Here is a 22692-nt window from a genome sequence, read left to right on the forward strand (position 1 = left end):
AACGAATTGTCGGCGGCCTTGCATTGCCAATCCGGTTGTCCGTCTCTACGCTATTGATATTGAAAAAAATAAGGAGAGTACCGTGCGTATAGGTATCGATTTAGGCGGCACCAAAACTGAAGTGATTGCACTGGGCGATGCAGGGGAGCAGTTGTATCGTCATCGTCTGCCCACGCCGCGTGATGATTACCATCAGACCATCGAAACGATCGCCACGTTGGTTGATATGGCGGAGCAGGCGACAGGGCAGCGCGGAACGGTAGGCATGGGCATTCCAGGCTCGATTTCGCCTTACACTGGCGTGGTGAAAAATGCCAATTCAACCTGGCTTAACGGTCAGCCATTTGATAAAGATTTAAGCGCGCGGTTGCAACGGGAAGTGCGGTTGGCAAATGACGCCAACTGTCTGGCGGTCTCGGAAGCGGTAGATGGCGCAGCAGCGGGAGCGCAGACGGTATTTGCCGTGATTATCGGCACGGGATGCGGCGCGGGCGTAGCGTTCAATGGTCGAGCGCATATCGGCGGCAATGGCACGGCAGGCGAGTGGGGACACAATCCGCTACCGTGGATGGACGAAGATGAACTGCGTTATCGCGAGGAAGTCCCTTGTTATTGCGGTAAACAAGGTTGTATTGAAACCTTTATTTCGGGCACGGGATTCGCGACGGATTATCGTCGTTTGAGCGGACATGCGCTGAAAGGCAGTGAAATTATCCGCCTGGTAGAAGAAAGCGATCCGGTAGCGGAACTGGCATTGCGTCGCTACGAGCTGCGGCTGGCAAAATCGCTGGCACATGTCGTGAATATTCTCGATCCGGATGTGATTGTGTTGGGGGGCGGGATGAGCAATGTAGATCGTTTATATCAAACGGTTCCGCAGTTGATTAAACAATTTGTCTTCGGCGGCGAATGTGAAACGCCGGTGCGTAAGGCGAAACATGGTGATTCCAGCGGCGTACGCGGCGCTGCGTGGTTATGGCCACAAGAGTAAAAAAAAACAGGCAATTGGTGCATCATGCCTGATGCGACGCTTGCCGCGTCTTATCAGGCCTACAAAATGAGCAGCTCGCGTAGGTCGGATAAGACGCTCGCGCCGCATCCGACAACAAGCAGTGACTGCAACCTATCCCAGTGGTTTCGCCAGCATCGGACTATCCGCCGCTTGCTGGCGCTTATAGCGACCATACAGCAGCAACGACGACATCGCAGCAAACGAAAGCAGGGCGGCAGGCAGCGCCACGTAATTATAAGTCAGCCCCAGCGTCAGCATCATACCTCCGCAATATGCGCCGACGGCGCTACCGAGGTTAAACGCTATTTGCCCACCTGCGGCACCTAATAATTCTCCACCTTTGGCATTTTGCAGTAACAATATTTGCAGCGGTGCAGAGAGGGCAAATAATCCCGCGCAACAAATAAAAGCAAAAATAAGCGACGTTGTTTTCATGCCGCCGAAGAAAAAGAGCATCAGCAATGCCAGCACAATAATGAAATCAGTCACTGCCGCAATGCGTAGTGGTGAATAACGTCCTGAAATCCGGCCACTTAGCACATTCCCCAACACCATCCCCAGCCCAACTAACATCATAATAAAGGTCATCGCCATTTCCGAAAAACCGGAAATAAACATCATGTATGGCTTTACGTAGCTGAACCAGGCAAATACACCCGCGTTGCCAAACATCGTGGCAGCGAAAATTAACCACGGGGCCGGGCTGCGCAAAAAGTGAAATTGTTCGCGCAGCTTTCCTTTCGCCTCGTCGCGAATATCCGGCACCCAAAAATAGACCGATGCCATCACCGCGATATTAAACACAGAGATCAATAAAAAGGTGTAACGCCAGCTAAACTCCTGACTTAAATACGTCCCCAGCGGAATGCCCAGCAAATTGGCGACTGTCATCCCGGAAACCATCCCCGCCACGGCGGCGGTGACTTTGCCGGGTTTGATAATTTTCGATAACACAATCGCCCCGACGCCAAAAAATGCACCATGCGGAAAGCCGGAAACCAGCCGACCAATGGCGAGCATCAGGTAAGACGAAGAGAGCGTGAACATGGCGTTGCCAATGACGCACAACGCCACCAGAAACAACAAGATATGTTTGAGTGAGTAGCGGCTGGAAAAGAGTGCGATGATTGGTGCACCGACCACCACCCCCAGCGCATAATACGAGATCATATGCCCGGCGGCAGGAATCGAAATACCTACGTTATGTGCCAGCTCCGTAAGCACGCCCATAATGCCAAATTCGGCCATTCCCAAACCAAACGTGCCCAGAGCCAAAGATAAAATAACTTTTTTCATACCACCATCACAACCACCAGAACGGCTACCAATCACCGTAGCCAATAAAGTGATAGCTTGCAGGATAACGACCAGCGAGGCCAAGAGATAATTCGCCCCTCTGTATTCATTATCCTGCTGAATAGTTATTTCACTGCAAACGCACTTTCCAGTTTGCTGTATCCCAGTCCGTTGATCTTTTTCACTTTGATCTGCACCGGAATACGCTCTTTCATCGCTTCAACGTGGCTAATCACGCCGATAGTTTTACCACTGGCATTCAGAGCATCCAGGGCATCAAGGGCGGTATCCAGTGTTTCGCTATCCAGCGTGCCGAAACCTTCATCGAGGAACAGCGAGTCAATACGCGTTTTATGGCTGACCAGATCTGAAAGTGCCAGCGCCAGCGCCAGACTGACGAGAAAACTTTCGCCGCCAGAAAGGGTACGGGTATCGCGTACCGCGTCTGCCTGCCAGGTATCGACAACCTCGACTTCCAGCGCCTCGCTGGCTTTGCGCTGTAACAGATAGCGCCCGTGTAACCGGGTAAGTTGCTGATTAGCGAGATGGACTAAATTATCCAGCGTCAGCCCCTGGGCAAACTTGCGGAATTTATCGCCCTCTTTGGAACCTATTAGCGAATTAAGATATCCCCAGTCCTCAACCTGCTGCGTCATTTGAGCAATTTGCTGCATTAAGGTTTGTTGTTGCTGACGGTTTTCCGCATCCTGTTTCAGCTGTTGACGAATCTCGCCCTGACTCGTGGTGTTTTCACGCAACTTTTGGTGAGTTTGCGCTAACTCTTGCTGAATCTGCTCCACCGTCACACTGAGATCCAGGCCGTCAGGTCGGTGTTGCTGATGCTGTGCCAGCGTTTCAGCTGTCTGAGTGACCAGCGTTTGCGCCTGACGGCGCTGGTTTTCCAGATTCTGCTTGAGCTGTTCCAGTTGCGTTAGTGTTTGTTCATCCATTAGCGCCGCAAGGAACGCCTGTTGATCGTCAAAGACACTGGCCTGTAGCGCGGTGTCAAACTGCGCCTGGGCTTTTTGCAGACTTTGCGCCGCCAGAACATCCTGTTGCTGTAACGTCTGCTGCTGGCTTTGTAACGCGAGACATTGTTCATGAATTTGCCGCCAGTTTTCCAGCGCCACAGTTTCTTCGCTGTGCGGGAATTCATCACTTTGCGGCAACGTTTCCAGAATCGGCGTCAGCTGCTGCATACGGTTTTGCAGCGCGGTTAATTCGTTCTGGCGTTGCTGCCAGCTCTGTGCTTCTTGCTGACGCGTCGCCAACCAGCTCTCTTCTTCATCTTCCTGTGGCAATGTCAGTGCATAACCCGCCAATGCCGTTAAGAGTTGCTGCTGGCGTTGTTCAATTTGCTGTTGATACTGGATAATTTGCTGATTATGCGCGGCAATCTGCCCTTGTAATTCATGCCGTTGGCTGAGTATCCGCAGCTGGCGCTCGTGCTCATCTTGTGCATCCAGCCACGGTTGAATATCGTCCTGTGGCTGCAAGGTGATATTGAGGCTGGCCGTGACAGCTTGCCATTGTTGAGTAAGTGCTTGCTCATCTTGTCGGAGGCTTTGCGCTTCGTTTTCATCACGCTGAAGCTGCTTCGTTAAGGCGTCCAGTTGCCCGCGCAGCGCCGCGCCTTCCTCCCCGAGCTTTTTCACTTCGTTTTCAAGCGTCAGTAAGCGGGCCTGATTAACACCCGGTTCCAGTGCCTGATACGCCTCTACTGCCGGGTGGTTGGTGGAACCACAAAGTGGGCAAGGCTGACCCGCCTGTAACTGCGCACGTTGAACTTCCAGCGTTTTGATACGAGCTTCCTGCTCGCAAATGGTTTTCACATCGGCAAGTTGTTGCGTTTTTTCTTTATAACGCTGGCGCATTTCGTTAAGTGCGGCGTTACGTTGCGTCTGTTCCTGCGTGACATTCTGGATAGCAACCTGTAATTGCGCCAGGCGTTTTTGTTGGGGAACAATCTGCCCATGCAGCGCGACCAGGCGCTGACGCAGCGTGCGTTGCTCAGCATGTTGCGCCTGGGCGCTAGCAACTTCATCGGCGCTTAACGTCAACGAGATCGCCGGAAGTGAATTAAGTTTTTGCTCTGCATGGGTTAACTGTTGCTGCCACTGCCGCAGATGCTCGCGTTCGCTGGTTTGTTGAGAGAATTGCGCACGCCAACCCGCCAGTTCGTTGTTCCACTGACGGAAGCGGTCGTGTTCCTGTAACCAGGCATTCAGGCTTTGTTGCTGCTGATGTAATTCTGCAGACTGCTTCGCCGCGTGGTGGCGAATGCTCGCACGAAGCGCCATTGTGCGCTGTAAGCGAGTATTTACTTCTTCAATCTGCTGGCGAGTATGCGCCAGTGCCGCAGTGTGTTCTGCGATGCGTTCCCAGTGCGGACGAAGATTTCGCGCCGGTTGTGCCAGACTGAGCGCCGCCAGTTGAGGTTGCGCTTTTTCTTCTTCGGCTAACGCCTGTTGCAATGCCTGCTGACGGCGGCTGGCTTCTTGCTGCAATTCGTCCAGACGCGTTAACCAGTTTAACGATTGTTGTTCTTGCTGCTGCGCGGCGAGTAACTGTTTCTCTTCGACAGTGAGTACCTGCAAACTTTCTGTCAGCGATTGCACTTGTTCTGGCGCTAATAACGCGACGCCGCTGGCCTGCGCTTGCAGTTTCTCCAGCTCAGTGCGGGCCGATTTGTGCTGCTCAAAGACCATCGCAGAGATTTGCCCGTAGATTTCGGTGCCGGTTAATTCCTCGAGCAATTCCGCGCGTTCTTTTGGTTTGGCATTCAGGAAGGCAGCAAATTGCCCCTGCGAAAGCAGCATCGAACGGGTGAAACGCCCATAATCCAGTCCGGTTAACGTCGCCGTCAGTTCCAGCTTATCTTTCACTTTGTCAGCGAGAATTTTGCCATCGGTACAGCGCGCCAGCTCTACGCGCGGCACCTGCAAATTACCGTCTGGCTGGTTACGCGCCCGATTCTGGCTCCAGAATGCACGGTACGCTTCACCTTTGACTTCAAACTCCACTTCCGCCAGACATTCGGCGGTATCGCGGGTCATTAGATCATTTTGCGATTGTGAAACGTTAGAAAGGCGCGGAGTTTCGTGATACAGCGCCAGGCAAATGGCATCCAGCAGGGTGGTTTTCCCCGCGCCGGTTGGGCCGGTAATCGCAAACAGCCCATTGCTGGCGAACGGCTCGCGGGTGAAATCAATCTTCCATTCGCCTTTTAACGAGTTCAGGTTTTTCAGGCGCAGGCTGAGAATTTTCATGCTTCGTGTTCTCCGGCGAGGGTCTGCAGCGTCGTGGTGAAAAGATGTTGCAGACGTTGCTGCTGTGATTCATCCAGTTCTTCCAGTGCGAGACGACGATTAAACACCTCTTCGACGCTGAGTTCGCTGAGGGTTTCACGCTGTTGGCTGGCTAACACACGCTCGCGCTGTTCACGGCTGCGGCGTACCAGCAATACTTCGACAGGCAGTGATTCAGTTAATGCCTGGATTTTGCGCTGAATATCATGCAGATACTCATCAGTAGTGATTTCGATATCCAGCCAGACAGGTGGTTCCTGTGATACATCGCGCCACTGTTCCAGCTGTTCGGTAATCGACGCCAGATCGCCTTTCAGTACCGCCATCGGTTGCGTTATCGGCACGCTCAGGTTTTCCACGCTCTCTAATTTGCCGTTTGAAAATGTCACCAGATGGACATATTTACTTTTTCCGCATTCATCAAAACTCAGTGGAATGGGGGAACCGCAATAGCGAACATGTTCCATGCCGCCAATAATCTGTGCGCGGTGAATATGCCCGAGCGCGATGTAGTCGGCTGGCGGAAAGTTTTGTGCCGGGAAGGCGTCCAGCGTGCCAATATAAATGTCACGCACGGCGTCACTTTTGCTGGCACCAACGGTCGTTAAATGCCCCGTGGCGATGATGGGCAGAGGCTGATCGCCGCGCAGTTTGCAGGCATCGGCATAATGTTGTTGGTAATAATCGGTAATAGCCGCCAGCAAATGTTGTTGTTTTTCAATACCGTTAAGCCCCGCCTGGCTGGTAATAATGTCACGCGGGCGTAAAAAAGGAATGGGGCACAGCACTGCGCCTGGCGTCCCGTCGCGACGAGGCAAGATTTGCGGCGCATGTCCGGCGCTGGCGACCACGGTAGTATTGAGGAACGCCATGATATCGCGCGATTCATTCAGCGTGGCGACCGAGTCATGGTTTCCTGCCAGTACCACCAGATGACAGCCCGTTTGCTGTAAATTGACAACAAAACGGTTGTATAACGTGCGGGCGTAACTGGGCGGTGATCCGGTATCGAAAACATCACCGGCAACAATAATCGCATCCACCTGATGGGTTTGCGCTGTTTCCAGCAGCCAGTCAAGAAAGGCCTGGTGTTCAGCTTCGCGGCTTTTACTGTAGAAGTTCTGGCCGAGATGCCAGTCTGAGGTGTGAAGGATGCGCATAACGATTCCCTGGCGAAAAAGCATGGGCGCGATTATACCCAAACAGATGTGCCATTTGCTTTTTTCTGCGCCACGGAAATCAACTACCTGAAGATATGTGCGACGTGCTTTTCATAAATCTGTCATAAATCTGACGCATAATGACGTCGCATTAATGATCGCAACCTATTTATTACAACAGGGCAAATCATGGCGAGACGTATTCTGGTCGTAGAAGATGAAGCTCCAATTCGCGAAATGGTCTGCTTCGTGCTCGAACAAAATGGCTTTCAGCCGGTCGAAGCGGAAGATTATGACAGTGCTGTGAATCAACTGAATGAACCCTGGCCGGATTTAATTCTCCTTGACTGGATGTTACCTGGCGGCTCCGGTATCCAGTTCATCAAACACCTCAAGCGCGAGTCGATGACCCGAGATATTCCAGTGGTGATGCTGACCGCCAGAGGGGAAGAAGAAGATCGCGTGCGCGGCCTTGAAACCGGTGCGGATGACTATATCACCAAGCCATTTTCGCCGAAGGAACTGGTGGCGCGAATCAAAGCGGTAATGCGCCGTATTTCGCCAATGGCGGTGGAAGAGGTGATCGAGATGCAGGGGCTCAGTCTCGACCCGACATCTCACCGGGTGATGGCGGGCGAAGAACCGCTGGAGATGGGGCCGACAGAATTTAAACTGCTGCACTTTTTTATGACGCATCCCGAGCGCGTGTACAGCCGCGAGCAGCTGTTAAACCACGTCTGGGGAACCAACGTATATGTGGAAGACCGCACGGTCGATGTTCACATTCGTCGCCTGCGTAAGGCACTGGAGCCCGGCGGACATGACCGCATGGTGCAGACCGTACGCGGTACAGGATATCGTTTTTCAACCCGCTTTTAACGCCTTGCTCATCGGACGCAGAGCAGGGCTTATGATTTCTTAACTGGAGTATCTTACGTGCTGGAACGGCTGTCGTGGAAAAGGCTGGTGCTGGAGCTGCTACTTTGCTGCCTCCCGGCTTTCATCCTGGGTGCATTTTTTGGTTACCTGCCTTGGTTTTTGCTGGCATCGGTAACAGGACTGCTTATCTGGCATTTTTGGAATTTATTGCGCCTTTCATGGTGGCTGTGGGTGGATCGCAGTATGACCCCGCCTCCGGGGCGTGGTAGCTGGGAACCGCTGCTATACGGCTTACACCAGATGCAGCTGCGTAATAAAAAACGTCGCCGCGAACTGGGCAATCTGATTAAACGCTTTCGTAGCGGCGCGGAGTCGCTGCCTGATGCGGTGGTGCTGACCACGGAAGAGGGCGGTATTTTCTGGTGTAATGGTCTGGCGCAACAAATTCTTGGTTTGCGCTGGCCGGAAGATAACGGGCAGAACATCCTTAATCTGCTTCGTTATCCGGAGTTTACGCAATATCTGAAAACGCGTGATTTTTCTCGCCCGCTCAATCTGGTGCTCAATACCGGGCGGCATCTGGAAATTCGCGTCATGCCTTATACCCACAAACAGTTGCTGATGGTGGCGCGTGATGTCACGCAAATGCATCAACTGGAAGGGGCGCGGCGTAACTTTTTTGCCAACGTGAGCCATGAGTTGCGTACGCCATTGACAGTGTTACAGGGTTACCTGGAGATGATGGATGAGCAACCACTGCAAGGTGCGGTACGTGAAAAAGCGTTGCACACCATGCGCGAGCAGACCCAGCGGATGGAAGGGCTGGTGAAGCAGTTACTGACGCTGTCAAAAATAGAAGCCGCGCCAACGCAGTTGCTTAATGAAAAGGTTGATGTGCCGATGATGCTGCGGGTCGTTGAGCGTGAGGCCCAGACTCTGAGCCAGCAGAAACAGACATTTACCTTTGAAATAGATAACGACCTCAAGGTGTCTGGCAACGAAGACCAACTTCGCAGCGCGATTTCTAACCTGGTATATAACGCCGTGAATCATACGCCGGAAGGTACGCATATCACCGTACGCTGGCAGCGAGTGCCGCACGGTGCCGAATTTAGCGTTGAAGATAATGGACCGGGCATCGCACCGGAGCATATTCCGCGCCTGACCGAGCGTTTTTATCGCGTTGATAAAGCACGTTCCCGACAAACTGGCGGTAGCGGATTAGGGTTAGCGATCGTGAAACATGCGGTGAATCATCACGAAAGTCGCCTGCATATTGAGAGTACGGTGGGAAAAGGTACGCGTTTCAGTTTTGTTATCCCGGAACGTTTAATTGCCAAAAACAGCGAATAATCCGCCTTTGTCATCTTTTATTGCCATAAGCCAGCTGATGCTGGCTTATTTTCTTGTGCACAGAAAACCCCCAGCTAGGCTGGGGGTTCCGGAAAGCTTTCAGCTTTGAGCCAGTTATTAAAACCCCTTTTGATTTGTTAAAACACCTTGCGGTCTGGCAACTGCAAGTGTCAAACAAGAAATCAAAAGGGGGTCCCAATGGGGGACGAAAAGAGCTTAGCGCACACCCGCTGGAACTGTAAATATCACATAGTTTTTGCGCCGAAATACCGAAGACTGGCGTTTTACGGAGAGAAGCGTAGGGCGATAGGCAGTATTTTGAGAAAGCTGTGTGAGTGGAAAAGCGTACGGATTCTGGAAGCAGAGTGCTGCGCAGATCATATCCATATGCTTGTGGAAATCCCACCCAAAATGAGCGTATCCGGCTTTATGGGATATCTGAAAGGGAAAAGCAGTCTGATGCTTTACGAGCAGTTTGGGGATTTGAAATTCAAATACAGAAACAGGGAGTTCTGGTGCCGAGGGTACTATGTCGATACGGTGGGTAAGAACACGGCGAAGATACAGGACTACATAAAGCACCAGCTTGAAGAGGATAAAATGGGGGAGCAGTTATCGATTCCATATCCGGGCAGCCCGTTTACGGGCCGTAAGTAACGAAGTTGAATGCAAATGTCAGATCGTATGCGCCTGTTAGGGCGCGGCTGGTAACAGAGCCTTACAGGCGCATTTGAAAAACCTCCGGCTATGCCGGAGGATATTTATTTTGCAGTCAAAATACGGGCGTTAGATTTTACAACGGTTGGTGATTTTTTGTTCGCATGATTAGCCATGTCTTTTTCACGGAAATAGTGTTTTATACTGGTTGGTGATTTCTTATCGCTATATACCTCTGGTTTTTAGATCCCTTCTTGCTTTAAAACGTTATAAGCGTTTAAATTGCGCTTCAGGTGCTGTCATACTGACTGCATTCACGCGGTAAATCGAAAAACTATTCTTCGCCGCGCCTGGTTGGGAGTATTTCCCGCTAAAATTGTTTAAATATACCGCTGTATCATCCCCAGGGATTGGCACAAAAATTTAACGTTACAACACCACATCCACAGGCAGTATGATTTATGACCCATCAATTAAGATCGCGCGATATCATCGCTCTGGGCTTTATGACATTTGCGTTGTTCGTCGGCGCAGGTAACATCATTTTCCCTCCAATGGTCGGCTTGCAGGCAGGCGAACACGTCTGGACTGCGGCATTCGGCTTCCTCATTACTGCCGTTGGCCTGCCGGTATTAACGGTGGTGGCGCTGGCGAAAGTTGGCGGTGGTGTTGACAGCCTCAGCACGCCAATTGGTAAAGTCGCTGGCGTACTGCTGGCAACGGTTTGCTACCTGGCTGTAGGGCCGTTGTTCGCCACGCCGCGTACAGCCACCGTCTCCTTTGAAGTGGGCATTGCGCCCCTGACGGGTGACTCCGCGCTGCCGCTGTTTATCTACAGCCTGGTCTATTTCGCTATCGTTATTCTGGTTTCGCTCTATCCGGGCAAACTGCTGGATACCGTCGGTAACTTCCTGGCACCGCTGAAAATTATCGCGCTGGTCATCCTGTCTGTTGCGGCAATTGTCTGGCCAGCAGGCTCTATCAGCACGGCGACTGAGGCTTATCAAAACGCCGCGTTTTCTAACGGCTTCGTTAATGGCTATCTGACCATGGATACGCTGGGCGCAATGGTGTTTGGTATCGTTATTGTTAACGCGGCGCGTTCTCGTGGCGTTACTGAAGCGCGTCTGCTGACCCGTTATACCGTCTGGGCTGGCCTGATGGCGGGTGTTGGTCTGACTCTGCTGTACCTTGCACTGTTCCGTCTGGGTTCAGACAGCGCGTCGCTGGTCGATCAGTCTGCAAACGGTGCGGCTATTCTGCATGCCTACGTTCAGCACACCTTTGGCGGCGGCGGTAGCTTCCTGCTGGCGGCGTTAATCTTTATCGCCTGCCTGGTCACGGCGGTTGGCCTGACCTGTGCTTGTGCAGAATTCTTTGCTCAGTACGTACCGCTCTCCTATCGTACGCTGGTGTTTATCCTCGGCGGCTTCTCGATGGTGGTGTCTAACCTCGGCTTGAGCCAGCTGATTCAGATCTCCGTACCGGTGCTGACCGCTATTTATCCGCCGTGTATCGCACTGGTTGTATTAAGTTTTACACGCTCATGGTGGCATAGTTCGTCCCGCGTGATTGCTCCGCCGATGTTTATCAGCCTGCTTTTTGGTATTCTCGACGGGATCAAAGCATCTGCATTCAGCGATATCTTACCGTCCTGGGCGCAGCGCTTACCGCTGGCCGAACAAGGTCTTGCGTGGTTAATGCCAACAGTGGTGATGGTGGTTCTGGCCATTATTTGGGATCGCGCGGCAGGTCGTCAGGTGACCTCCAGCGCTCACTAAATCACTGAACATTTGTTTTAACCACGGGGCTGCGATGCCCCGTGGTTTTTTATTGTGTTGATGGGTTAGGAATTGATGGAAAGTAAGAACAAGCTAAAGCGTGGGCTAAGTACCCGACACATACGCTTTATGGCACTGGGTTCAGCAATTGGCACCGGGTTGTTTTACGGTTCGGCAGACGCCATCAAAATGGCCGGTCCGAGCGTGTTGTTGGCCTATATTATCGGTGGTATCGCGGCGTATATCATTATGCGTGCGCTGGGGGAAATGTCGGTACATAACCCGGCAGCCAGCTCTTTCTCGCGCTATGCGCAGGAAAACCTCGGTCCACTGGCAGGTTATATCACTGGCTGGACCTACTGCTTTGAAATCCTTATTGTCGCCATCGCCGATGTGACTGCGTTCGGTATCTATATGGGCGTCTGGTTCCCGACGGTGCCGCACTGGATTTGGGTACTGAGCGTGGTGCTGATCATTTGCGCCGTAAACCTGATGAGCGTGAAGGTATTTGGTGAGCTTGAGTTCTGGTTTTCGTTCTTTAAAGTCGCCACCATCATCATCATGATTGTCGCCGGTTTCGGCATCATCATCTGGGGGATTGGCAACGGCGGGCAACCGACCGGTATCCATAATCTTTGGAGCAACGGCGGCTTCTTCAGCAACGGCTGGCTTGGCATGGTGATGTCGCTGCAAATGGTAATGTTTGCTTACGGCGGGATCGAAATTATCGGGATTACCGCCGGGGAAGCGAAAGATCCGGAAAAATCGATTCCGCGTGCGATTAACTCCGTGCCGATGCGTATTCTGGTGTTCTACGTCGGTACGCTGTTCGTCATTATGTCTATCTATCCGTGGAATCAGGTTGGCACTGCCGGTAGCCCGTTCGTGCTGACGTTCCAGCATATGGGCATTACCTTTGCCGCCAGCATTCTTAACTTTGTTGTGCTGACCGCTTCGCTGTCAGCAATTAACAGTGACGTATTTGGCGTAGGTCGTATGCTTCACGGCATGGCAGAGCAGGGTAGCGCGCCGAAAATTTTCAGCAAAACCTCGCGTCGCGGTATTCCGTGGGTCACGGTGCTGGTGATGACTACCGCGCTATTGTTTGCGGTATATCTGAACTACATCATGCCGGAAAATGTCTTCCTGGTGATCGCTTCGCTGGCAACCTTCGCCACGGTGTGGGTATGGATTATGATCCTGCTGTCGCAAATTGCTTTCCGTCGCCGTTTGCCGCCAGAAGAAGTGAAGGCACTGAAATTTAAAGTACCAGGTGGGGTAGCAACGACCATCGGCGGTTTGATTTTCCTGCTCTTTATTATCGGATTGATTGGTTATCATCCGGACACACGTATCTCGCTGTACGTTGGTTTCGCGTGGATTGTTCTGCTGTTGATTGGCTGGATGTTTAAACGCCGCCACGATCGTCAGCTGGCTGAAAATCACTAATCACTGCGTTCTGTAAGCCGGATCAAGGCAAGCCCTGATCCGGCTATTCCGAAAGTTATCCGCCCCCGTCCTCCTCCCCCAAATATCCTTCAGATGATGAGTGATCCTGCATTAGGCTATGGCAAGGTGATCAGATTTTCATCACAGGGGAATTATGATGTTAAATGCATGGCACCTGCCGGTGCCCCCATTTGTTAAACAAAGCAAAGATCAACTACTCATTACACTGTGGCTGACAGGCGAAGACCCACCGCAGCGGATTATGCTACGTACAGAAAACGATAACGAAGAAACGTCAGTACCGATGCATAAGCAGCGCAGTCAGCCCCAGCCTGGTGTCACCGCATGGCGGGCGGCGATCGATCTCTCCAGCGGGCAACCTCGGCGGCGTTATAGTTTCAAATTACTGTGGCACGATCGCCAGCGTTGGTTTACACCGCAGGGCTTCAGCCGAATGCCGCCAGCACGACTGGAGCAGTTTGCCGTCGATGTCCCGGATATCGGCCCACAATGGGCTGCGGATCAGATTTTTTATCAGATCTTCCCTGATCGTTTCGCCCGTAGTCTTCCTCGTGAAGCTGAACAGGATCATGTTTATTACCATCACGCAGCCGGACAAGAGATCATCTTGCGTGACTGGGATGAACCGGTCACGGCGCAGGCGGGCGGATCAACGTTCTATGGCGGCGATCTGGACGGTATCAGAGAAAAACTGCCGTATCTGAAAAAACTTGGCGTGACGGCGCTGTATCTTAATCCGGTGTTTAAAGCTCCCAGCGTACATAAATACGATACCGAGGATTATCGCCATGTCGATCCGCAGTTTGGCGGTGATGGGGCATTGCTGCGTTTGCGACACAATACGCAGCAGCTGGGAATGCGGCTGGTGCTGGACGGTGTGTTTAACCACAGTGGCGATTCCCATGCCTGGTTTGACAGGCACAATCGTGGCACGGGGGGAGCTTGTCACAACCCCGAATCGCCCTGGCGCGACTGGTACTCGTTTAGTGATGATGGCACGGCGCTCGACTGGCTGGGCTATGCCAGCTTGCCGAAGCTGGATTATCAGTCGGAAAGTCTGGTGAATGAAATTTATCGCGGGGAAGACAGCATTGTCCGCCATTGGCTGAAAGCACCATGGAATATGGACGGCTGGCGGCTGGATGTGGTGCATATGCTGGGAGAAGCGGGTGGGGCGCGCAATAATTTACAGCACGTCGCTGGGATCACCGAAGCCGCGAAAGAAACCCAACCGGAAGCGTATATAGTCGGCGAACATTTTGGCGATGCACGGCAATGGTTACAGGCCGATGTGGAAGATGCCGCCATGAACTATCGTGGCTTCACATTCCCGTTGTGGGGATTTCTTGCCAACACTGATATCTCTTACGATCCTCAGCAGATTGACGCCCAAACCTGTATGGCCTGGATGGATAATTACCGCGCAGGGCTTTCTCATCAACAGCAATTGCGCATGTTTAATCAGCTCGACAGCCACGATACTGCGCGATTTAAAACACTTCTCGGTCGAGATGTCGCGCGTCTGCCGCTGGCGGTGGTCTGGCTTCTTACCTGGCCTGGCATACCGTGTATTTATTACGGTGATGAAGTGGGGGTGGATGGCAAAAACGATCCGTTTTGCCGTAAACCGTTCCCCTGGCAGGTGGATAAACAGGATACGGCATTATTCGCGCTGTACCAGCGAATGATTGCGCTACGTAAGAAAAGTCAGGCGCTGCGTCGTGGTGGCTGCCAGGTGGTATATGCGGAAGATCACGTAGTGGTATTTGTCCGCGTGCTGAATCAGCAGCGTGTGCTGGTGGCTATCAACCGTGGCGAAGCCTGTGAAGTGGTGCTACCCGCGTCGCCGTTACTCAATGTCGCGCAATGGCAACGCAAGGAGGGGCATGGGCAACTGACGGACGGGATTCTGGCTTTGTCTGCCATTTCGGCTACGGTGTGGATGAACTAAAGCATCTGTTTTATTTGTTACGTCGTTAGTCATCAGCCCTGACACTACGCAGCGAAAAAGCTGCACAATGTCAGGGCTGAGTTTGTTAAATATTTGTCCCGATCGATATGAGCGATTTTTGGTATTCTTTGCCCATGAGGTTATGTACAACCTGCTCCAGGATAACCCTGTAGTGGAGCAAAGATATGACAATTTCAAATTCGAATTTATTGAAACCGTTTATTACTGGTACTGAGTTGCCACCTTTTAAAGAGGATGTCTTTTCTAAAACAGAAGAACAATTTAAAAAAAGCCCCCATGGCAAATTGCTTTTCATTTCCGGAAATGAAAACTTAGTAAACATTTCAGCGGAAAAAATCGATGAAATAAAAAATAGCAAAAGTTTCTTTTCAAACGTTGTAAATATAATAATTTTACTAATTAAGCATCCTGATAAAATTCTGGCCATTCTTCATGGTTGCCCTGCAGAGTCCATCGAAGTCATTAAGAATGCGAAACGAACGGGGCAATGGTCATATGAGATGACTGATAAGTACGGGCAGAGTATTGAAGTGTCCTATATTTTCACTGATACCATAGATGATAAATCTGATGGAAAATTATGCTTAAAAATCTGTAACTCCTGCAACCAAAATGATTCTAGTACACATCAATATAAAATAGATCATCAACAGTTGAAAAATCACATAAGGCAACTTGAGGAGTGGGCCCTTCTTGAAAAGTTTTATGATAACAACGCTTATTATTCTAAACGTACAAAACAATTAGAGAAGAAAATTGCCGATGCGGGGTTTATAACAGGGAAGGTTAATGCCGATAACTTTAATGTAAAAGAGTTTAAAGACGATATAGCCTCGATGCTTTGTGAACAGCCCCCCATGCGTACACACCAGATTTCTTCATCCGGATACTTATCTGCCGATAAAGTGCCCGATCTCTATAAGACAAATTTGAAAGACGCGCAGAGAGATCTGAAAACAACACCGGTTGACATCGATGGTGTTAGTCTAAAATCAAAAACTCGGGAAAAAATTGCTGAAGTAATTGAGAAAAAAACTGAGGAAGAAAATGCGAAACAAAATGCGAAGACCATTGAGGAGAAGAATATCGAAAAAAACAAGAAAGAAACAAATCCTGAGGATAATTTTGTCTTAAAATTCTCACAGGAAGAAATCAATGAGATGCTCCTGGATTACAGCGATGAAGAACAAAACAAATTAAGACCTTTTTTCACTAGTGATCACATGTATTGTTTATTTGATGCTTTTAGTCAGGGGTTGCATAATGTTGCTCGTGATGGCAGTCCACGGTATGCAGGTTTACTACATCAAATAGCATCCAACTCTGAGATATTACAAGATTTTGATCAACAATTGTTCTGGCGCACGTTTACAGGAGGGGTCTTCCATCGACGTATCTCTGTGAACAGCGAGCCAGAAAAGACAGATGTATGGCGATTCAGTGCACAATTTGATTTTCCACATATAAATGAAAACGGAGATTTGTCCAGAACGGTACTCATGTTCGAGGGGGTTGCTGAAAGCAACTTTAAAGATATCGCCAATCATTCCAGCGAATGTTTTTCTTACAGCTGTTATGCCGCCCCGCTGGATGCGAATGCTAAAAAATAGTGACGCTGGAGCTTGAAGTTTCAGAGCGCCTTGCGTGACGCCTGCGCCATCATCCGCGGATAAAACTGCCAGAAGCGGGTTTCGAGAGCATCGTAATGGGCGTCTAAATCGTACCAAGAGTCACGCAGGGCATCCAGACGTGGGCGACGGCTTGCCATGCCGTTTAACACGTTCTGGATGAAATCCATATCGCGATAGCGAACCAGCCATTGCTCAGACCATAAGTAGTTGTTCAGATTGATAAAGCGTGGCGGTGAGTCTGGAAGAATAGTCATCACTTGCTCACGGGCATAACAGGTAAATTCCTGTAGCGGAAAGTCCGGTGATAGCTGCGACCAGTGGCGTGAAAGAAAGTGATCCCACATGACATCCAGTGTAATAGGCGCAACGCGGCGAGTTTCACGACGAAACCATTCCCGTGCCTCGCGGACTTCCGGTAGATTGTCAGTCAATACGTCGATACGTCGATGCATATGAATGCCAGCCACGACGTCGGGCGGAAAATTTTCTTCAGGATTTCCGCGTACGAAATCAGCCAGTAAATTACCGGAAAGCGAACTTTCCGCGAGATGGGCTAGATGCAGGTGAGCTAAAAAATTCATCGATTATATTCTATCCAAAGGGGGGTAAAGGTTGCAGGGAGAGCGCCCCGGCACTAGACTACCCGCCTCTTATTTTAGTCTGAGTCAGTGTCATGCGCGTTACCGATTTCTCCTTTGAATTGCCCGAATCCCTGATTGCCCACTATCCAATGCCTGAACGCAGTAGCTGTCGTTTACTGTCGCTGGACGGGCCGACGGGCGCGCTGACGCACGGTACTTTCACCGATTTACTCGATAAGCTCAACCCCGGCGATCTTCTGGTTTTTAATAATACCCGCGTGATCCCGGCGCGCCTGTTTGGGCGTAAAGCCAGCGGCGGCAAGATTGAAGTGCTGGTTGAGCGTATGCTCGACGACAAACGCATTCTTGCGCATATTCGCGCCTCGAAAGCGCCAAAACCGGGCGCAGAGCTGCTGCTGGGCGATGACGAAAGTATCAACGCAACAATGACCGCTCGCCACGGCGCACTGTTTGAAGTCGAATTTAATGATGATCGTTCTGTACTGGATATCCTCAACAGCATCGGCCACATGCCACTGCCGCCGTACATCGACCGTCCGGACGAAGATGCAGACCGCGAACTTTATCAAACAGTTTATAGTGAAAAACCGGGCGCGGTAGCGGCCCCGACTGCCGGGCTGCATTTTGACGAACCTTTGCTGGAAAAATTGCGCGCCAAAGGCGTGGAGATGGCGTTCGTAACTCTGCACGTTGGTGCGGGTACTTTCCAGCCGGTGCGCGTCGACACCATTGAAGATCACATCATGCACTCAGAATACGCTGAAGTGTCGCAGGATGTGGTAGACGCGGTACTGGCAGCAAAAGCGCGTGGCAATCGGGTGATTGCGGTTGGCACCACCTCGGTACGTTCGCTGGAAAGCGCGGCCCAGGCGGCGAAAAACGATCTCATTGAACCGTTCTTTGACGATACCCAAATCTTTATCTATCCGGGCTTCCAGTACAAAGTGGTCGATGCGCTGGTGACGAACTTCCACCTTCCTGAATCGACGCTGATTATGCTGGTTTCGGCATTTGCCGGCTATCAACACACTATGAACGCCTATAAAGCGGCGGTAGAAGAGAAATATCGCTTTTTTAGTTACGGTGATGCGATGTTTATCACGTACAATCCGCAGGCAATTAATGAGCGCGTCGGGGAGTAATTCCGCGGCGCTGGTTTAAACGTTGGACTGTTTTTCTGACGTAGTGGAGAAAAAATGAAATTTGAACTGGACACCACCGACGGTCGCGCACGCCGTGGCCGCCTGGTCTTTGATCGTGGCGTAGTGGAAACGCCTTGTTTTATGCCTGTTGGCACCTACGGCACCGTAAAAGGGATGACGCCGGAAGAAGTTGAAGCCACTGGCGCACAAATTATTCTCGGTAACACCTTCCACCTGTGGCTGCGCCCGGGCCAGGAAATCATGAAACTGCATGGCGATCTGCACGATTTTATGCAGTGGAAAGGCCCGATTCTTACCGACTCCGGCGGCTTCCAGGTTTTCAGTCTTGGCGATATTCGTAAAATCACTGAACAGGGCGTTCACTTCCGTAACCCCATCAACGGCGATCCGATTTTCCTCGACCCGGAAAAGTCGATGGAGATTCAGTACGATCTTGGTTCGGATATCGTCATGATCTTTGATGAGTGTACGCCGTATCCTGCTGACTGGGATTACGCAAAACGCTCCATGGAGATGTCTCTGCGTTGGGCGAAGCGTAGCCGTGAGCGTTTTGACAGTCTCGGAAACAAAAATGCGCTGTTTGGTATCATTCAGGGCAGCGTTTACGAAGATTTACGTGATATTTCTGTTAAAGGTCTGGTAGATATCGGTTTTGATGGCTACGCTGTCGGCGGTCTGGCTGTGGGTGAGCCGAAAGCAGATATGCACCGCATTCTGGAGCATGTGTGTCCGCAAATTCCGGCAGACAAACCACGTTACCTGATGGGCGTTGGTAAACCGGAAGATCTGGTTGAAGGCGTGCGTCGCGGTATCGATATGTTTGACTGCGTAATGCCAACCCGCAACGCCCGAAATGGTCATCTGTTCGTGACCGATGGCGTGGTGAAAATCCGCAATGCGAAGTATAAGAGCGATACTGGCCCACTCGATCCTGAGTGTGATTGCTACACCTGTCGCAATTATTCACGCGCTTACTTGCATCATCTCGACCGTTGCAACGAAATATTAGGCGCGCGACTCAATACCATTCATAACCTTCGTTACTACCAGCGTTTGATGGCGGGTTTACGCAAGGCTATTGAAGAGGGTAAATTAGAGAGCTTCGTAACTGATTTTTACCAGCGTCAGGGGCGAGAAGTACCACCTTTGAACGTTGATTAATATTAATAATGAGGGAAATTTAATGAGCTTTTTTATTTCTGATGCGGTAGCGGCAACGGGTGCACCGGCGCAAGGTAGCCCGATGTCTTTGATTTTGATGCTGGTGGTATTCGGTCTGATTTTCTATTTCATGATCCTGCGTCCACAGCAGAAGCGCACCAAAGAACACAAAAAGCTGATGGACTCCATTGCCAAAGGTGATGAAGTTCTGACGAACGGTGGCCTGGTCGGTCGCGTAACCAAAGTAGCGGAAAACGGCTACATTGCTATCGCGCTGAATGACACCACTGAAGTAGTTATTAAACGTGACTTCGTAGCTGCCGTTCTGCCGAAAGGCACCATGAAGGCGCTGTAATTAAAATTTTTCCCTAAGGGAATTGCCGTGTTAAACCGTTATCCTTTGTGGAAGTACGTCATGCTGATCGTGGTGATTGTCATCGGTCTGCTGTATGCACTTCCCAACCTGTTTGGTGAGGATCCGGCTGTTCAGATCACTGGCGCGCGCGGAGTCGCCGCCAGTGAGCAAACGCTGATCCAGGTCCAGAAAACGTTACAAGAAGAAAAAATAACTGCTAAGTCTGTGGCACTGGAAGAGGGCGCTATTCTTGCGCGCTTCGACTCCACTGACACCCAACTGCGCGCTCGTGAAGCATTAATGGGCGTTATGGGTGACAAATACGTCGTGGCGCTTAACCTTGCCCCGGCAACGCCGCGCTGGCTGGCAGCTATTCACGCTGAGCCGATGAAGCTCGGCCTTGACCTGCGTGGCGGCGTTCACTTCCTGATGGAAGTGGATATGGACACCGCGCTTGGCAAACTCCAGGAACAAAACATTGATAGCCTGCGCAGCGACCTGCGCGAAAAGGGCATCCCGTATACCACCGTTCGTAAAGAAAACAACTACGGCCTGAGCATCACTTTCCGCGATGCTAAAGCTCGTGATGAAGCCATTGCGTATCTGAGCAAGCGTCATCCGGACCTGGTGATTAGTAGCCAGGGCAGCAACCAGCTGCGTGCGGTAATGAGCGATGCTCGCCTGAGTGAAGCGCGTGAATATGCGGTGCAGCAGAACATCAATATCCTGCGTAACCGTGTTAACCAACTTGGTGTGGCTGAGCCGGTGGTACAACGTCAGGGTGCTGACCGCATCGTTGTAGAACTGCCTGGTATTCAGGATACCGCGCGTGCGAAAGAGATTCTGGGTGCGACGGCAACGCTGGAATTCCGTCTGGTAAACACCAACGTTGATCAGGCCGCAGCGGCATCCGGCCGCGTACCGGGCGACTCTGAAGTGAAACAGACCCGCGAAGGTCAGCCGGTTGTGCTGTACAAACGCGTAATTCTGACCGGTGACCATATCACCGACTCCACTTCCAGCCAGGACGAATACAACCAGCCGCAGGTTAACATCTCGCTCGATAGCGCTGGTGGCAACATCATGTCTAACTTCACCAAGGACAACATCGGCAAACCGATGGCAACCCTGTTTGTGGAGTACAAAGACAGCGGTAAGAAAGATGCAAACGGTCGTGCGGTTCTGGTGAAACAGGAAGAGGTGATTAACATCGCCAACATCCAGTCTCGTCTGGGTAACAGCTTCCGTATCACCGGCATCAACAACCCGAACGAAGCCCGTCAGCTGTCACTGCTGTTGCGTGCCGGTGCGTTGATCGCGCCGATTCAGATTGTTGAAGAACGTACCATTGGCCCAACCCTGGGTATGCAGAACATTGAACAGGGGCTGGAGGCTTGCCTTGCCGGTCTGCTGGTTTCTATTCTGTTCATGATCCTCTTCTATAAGAAGTTTGGTCTGATTGCGACCAGTGCTCTGATTGCCAACTTGATCTTGATTGTCGGCATTATGTCGCTGTTGCCAGGCGCAACGCTGAGTATGCCAGGTATCGCGGGTATCGTCTTAACCCTTGCGGTAGCGGTCGATGCGAACGTACTGATCAACGAACGTATTAAAGAAGAGTTGAGCAACGGACGTACTGTTCAACAGGCAATTGATGAAGGTTATCGTGGCGCATTCAGTTCTATCTTCGATGCGAACATCACCACGCTGATTAAAGTCATCATCCTGTACGCAGTGGGTACCGGGGCAATTAAAGGGTTCGCGATTACTACCGGTATCGGTGTGGCGACGTCGATGTTTACCGCGATTGTCGGTACGCGTGCCATCGTAAACCTGCTATATGGCGGCAAGCGCGTCAAGAAGCTGTCAATCTGAGGAGTGCGATGTGGCACAGGAATATACTGTTGAACAACTAAACCACGGCCGTAAAGTCTATGACTTTATGCGCTGGGACTACTGGGCTTTCGGCATCTCTGGTCTGCTGTTAATCGCCGCTATCGTTATTATGGGCGTGCGCGGCTTTAACTGGGGGCTGGATTTCACCGGTGGTACGGTTATCGAAATTACGCTCGAAAAACCGGCTGAAATCGATGTGATGCGTGATGCATTGCAGAAAGCGGGCTTTGAAGAGCCGATGCTGCAAAACTTTGGTAGCAGCCACGACATCATGGTCCGCATGCCGCCTGCTGAAGGCGAAACCGGTGGTCAGGTGCTGGGCAGCAAAGTTCTGAAGGTGATTAACGAATCCACCAATCAGAATGCGGCAGTGAAGCGTATTGAGTTCGTCGGTCCGAGCGTGGGGGCAGACCTTGCGCAAACCGGTGCGATGGCGTTGATGGCGGCGCTGCTGTCTATCCTCGTGTACGTAGGTTTCCGCTTTGAGTGGCGACTGGCGGCAGGGGTTGTTATTGCACTGGCGCACGACGTTATCATTACGCTGGGTATTTTGTCGTTATTCCATATCGAGATTGACCTGACCATTGTGGCATCACTGATGTCGGTCATCGGTTACTCGCTTAACGACAGTATCGTGGTCTCGGACCGTATTCGTGAAAACTTCCGCAAGATCCGTCGCGGTACGCCTTACGAAATCTTTAACGTGTCCTTGACCCAGACGCTGCACCGTACCTTGATCACATCCGGTACTACCTTGATGGTTATCCTGATGCTGTACCTCTTCGGTGGTCCGGTACTGGAAGGCTTCTCGCTGACCATGCTTATCGGTGTTTCCATCGGTACTGCATCTTCCATCTACGTAGCATCGGCGCTGGCTCTGAAACTGGGTATGAAGCGCGAACACATGCTGCAGCAGAAAGTGGAAAAAGAAGGGGCGGATCAGCCGTCAATTCTGCCTTAATCAAGTTTCAGCTGATGTTGAAAATCCCGGTCAGA

General features: G+C 51.3%; 17 protein-coding genes. 13 read left to right on the plus strand and 4 right to left on the minus strand.

Annotated features, from left to right (window positions below; all coding sequences use genetic code 11):
- Nucleotides 1-82: 82 nt before the first annotated feature.
- Entirely contained in the window at nucleotides 83-991 is a 909-nt protein-coding gene (gene mak, locus QUE34_RS02410; RefSeq protein WP_001219294.1) for a fructokinase, read from the plus strand.
- A gap of 132 nt (nucleotides 992-1123) precedes the next feature.
- On the opposite strand, the gene araJ is transcribed toward mak, so the two are convergent.
- From araJ to sbcD, 3 genes are all read right to left on the minus strand, one after another.
- On the minus strand, nucleotides 1124-2308 hold the full coding sequence (gene araJ / locus QUE34_RS02415) for an MFS transporter AraJ (protein WP_103253333.1): 1185 nt from the start codon (nucleotides 2306-2308) through the stop codon (nucleotides 1124-1126).
- Between the two features lie 125 nt (nucleotides 2309-2433).
- Nucleotides 2434-5577, minus strand: coding sequence for an exonuclease subunit SbcC (gene sbcC / locus QUE34_RS02420; protein ID WP_103253317.1), 3144 nt, complete (start codon nucleotides 5575-5577; stop codon nucleotides 2434-2436).
- Entirely contained in the window at nucleotides 5574-6776 is a 1203-nt protein-coding gene (gene sbcD / locus QUE34_RS02425; protein ID WP_001221329.1) for an exonuclease subunit SbcD, read from the minus strand. Before sbcD ends, sbcC begins: the two co-directional genes overlap by 4 nt.
- Nucleotides 6777-6965: 189 nt before the next feature.
- Between sbcD and phoB the strand changes: the two genes are divergently transcribed.
- The 7 genes from phoB (at nucleotide 6966) to QUE34_RS02460 (ending at nucleotide 16498) form a co-directional block, all read left to right on the plus strand.
- On the plus strand, nucleotides 6966-7655 hold the full coding sequence (gene phoB / locus QUE34_RS02430; RefSeq protein WP_000113933.1) for a phosphate response regulator transcription factor PhoB: 690 nt from the start codon (nucleotides 6966-6968) through the stop codon (nucleotides 7653-7655).
- Between the two features lie 57 nt (nucleotides 7656-7712).
- Nucleotides 7713-9008: a phosphate regulon sensor histidine kinase PhoR gene (gene phoR / locus QUE34_RS02435; protein WP_032183454.1), complete on the plus strand. Its 1296-nt coding sequence runs from the start codon at nucleotides 7713-7715 to the stop codon at nucleotides 9006-9008.
- 198 nt (nucleotides 9009-9206) lie between these two features.
- On the plus strand, nucleotides 9207-9665 hold the full coding sequence (gene tnpA, locus QUE34_RS02440; protein WP_000502112.1) for an IS200/IS605 family transposase: 459 nt from the start codon (nucleotides 9207-9209) through the stop codon (nucleotides 9663-9665).
- Nucleotides 9666-10126: 461 nt separating this feature from the next.
- Nucleotides 10127-11446 carry a branched-chain amino acid transporter carrier protein BrnQ gene (brnQ, locus tag QUE34_RS02445; protein WP_103253318.1) on the plus strand — a complete coding sequence of 440 codons (1320 nt, stop codon included), beginning with the start codon at nucleotides 10127-10129 and terminating at the stop codon, nucleotides 11444-11446.
- A 75-nt stretch (nucleotides 11447-11521) separates the two neighbouring features.
- Nucleotides 11522-12895, plus strand: coding sequence for a proline-specific permease ProY (gene proY / locus QUE34_RS02450; protein ID WP_001353407.1), 1374 nt, complete (start codon nucleotides 11522-11524; stop codon nucleotides 12893-12895).
- Nucleotides 12896-13049: 154 nt separating this feature from the next.
- Entirely contained in the window at nucleotides 13050-14867 is a 1818-nt protein-coding gene (gene malZ / locus QUE34_RS02455) for a maltodextrin glucosidase (protein ID WP_032302561.1), read from the plus strand.
- Between the two features lie 185 nt (nucleotides 14868-15052).
- The gene (locus tag QUE34_RS02460) at nucleotides 15053-16498 is read left to right on the plus strand and encodes a hypothetical protein (RefSeq protein WP_103253319.1); all 1446 of its coding nucleotides are present in this window, start codon (nucleotides 15053-15055) and stop codon (nucleotides 16496-16498) included.
- A 20-nt stretch (nucleotides 16499-16518) separates the two neighbouring features.
- Here the strand turns inward: QUE34_RS02460 and acpH are convergent, their stop codons facing one another.
- A complete protein-coding gene (gene acpH / locus QUE34_RS02465; RefSeq protein ID WP_001009863.1) occupies nucleotides 16519-17100 on the minus strand; it encodes an ACP phosphodiesterase in 582 nt (193 codons plus the stop codon).
- Between the two features lie 92 nt (nucleotides 17101-17192).
- On the opposite strand from acpH, the gene queA reads away from it, so the two are divergent.
- Genes queA through secF form a run of 5 tightly spaced genes read left to right on the plus strand, consistent with a single transcriptional unit; the run spans nucleotide 17193 to nucleotide 22657 of the window.
- Nucleotides 17193-18263, plus strand: a complete 1071-nt coding sequence (queA, locus tag QUE34_RS02470) for a tRNA preQ1(34) S-adenosylmethionine ribosyltransferase-isomerase QueA (RefSeq protein ID WP_032302563.1) — start codon at nucleotides 17193-17195, stop codon at nucleotides 18261-18263.
- A 54-nt stretch (nucleotides 18264-18317) separates the two neighbouring features.
- Nucleotides 18318-19445 carry a tRNA guanosine(34) transglycosylase Tgt gene (gene tgt / locus QUE34_RS02475; RefSeq protein ID WP_000667319.1) on the plus strand — a complete coding sequence of 376 codons (1128 nt, stop codon included), beginning with the start codon at nucleotides 18318-18320 and terminating at the stop codon, nucleotides 19443-19445.
- A gap of 22 nt (nucleotides 19446-19467) precedes the next feature.
- Nucleotides 19468-19800: a preprotein translocase subunit YajC gene (gene yajC, locus QUE34_RS02480; RefSeq protein ID WP_000007629.1), complete on the plus strand. Its 333-nt coding sequence runs from the start codon at nucleotides 19468-19470 to the stop codon at nucleotides 19798-19800.
- Between the two features lie 27 nt (nucleotides 19801-19827).
- Complete coding sequence (gene secD / locus QUE34_RS02485) at nucleotides 19828-21675, plus strand: protein translocase subunit SecD (protein ID WP_064735139.1); 1848 nt, start codon at nucleotides 19828-19830, stop codon at nucleotides 21673-21675.
- Between the two features lie 10 nt (nucleotides 21676-21685).
- Entirely contained in the window at nucleotides 21686-22657 is a 972-nt protein-coding gene (secF, locus tag QUE34_RS02490; RefSeq protein WP_001533008.1) for a protein translocase subunit SecF, read from the plus strand.
- Nucleotides 22658-22692 lie beyond the last annotated feature (35 nt).

It is taken from the genome of Escherichia sp. KS167_9B (assembly GCF_030295215.1).
Taxonomy (GTDB): Bacteria; Pseudomonadota; Gammaproteobacteria; order Enterobacterales; family Enterobacteriaceae; genus Escherichia; species Escherichia coli_F.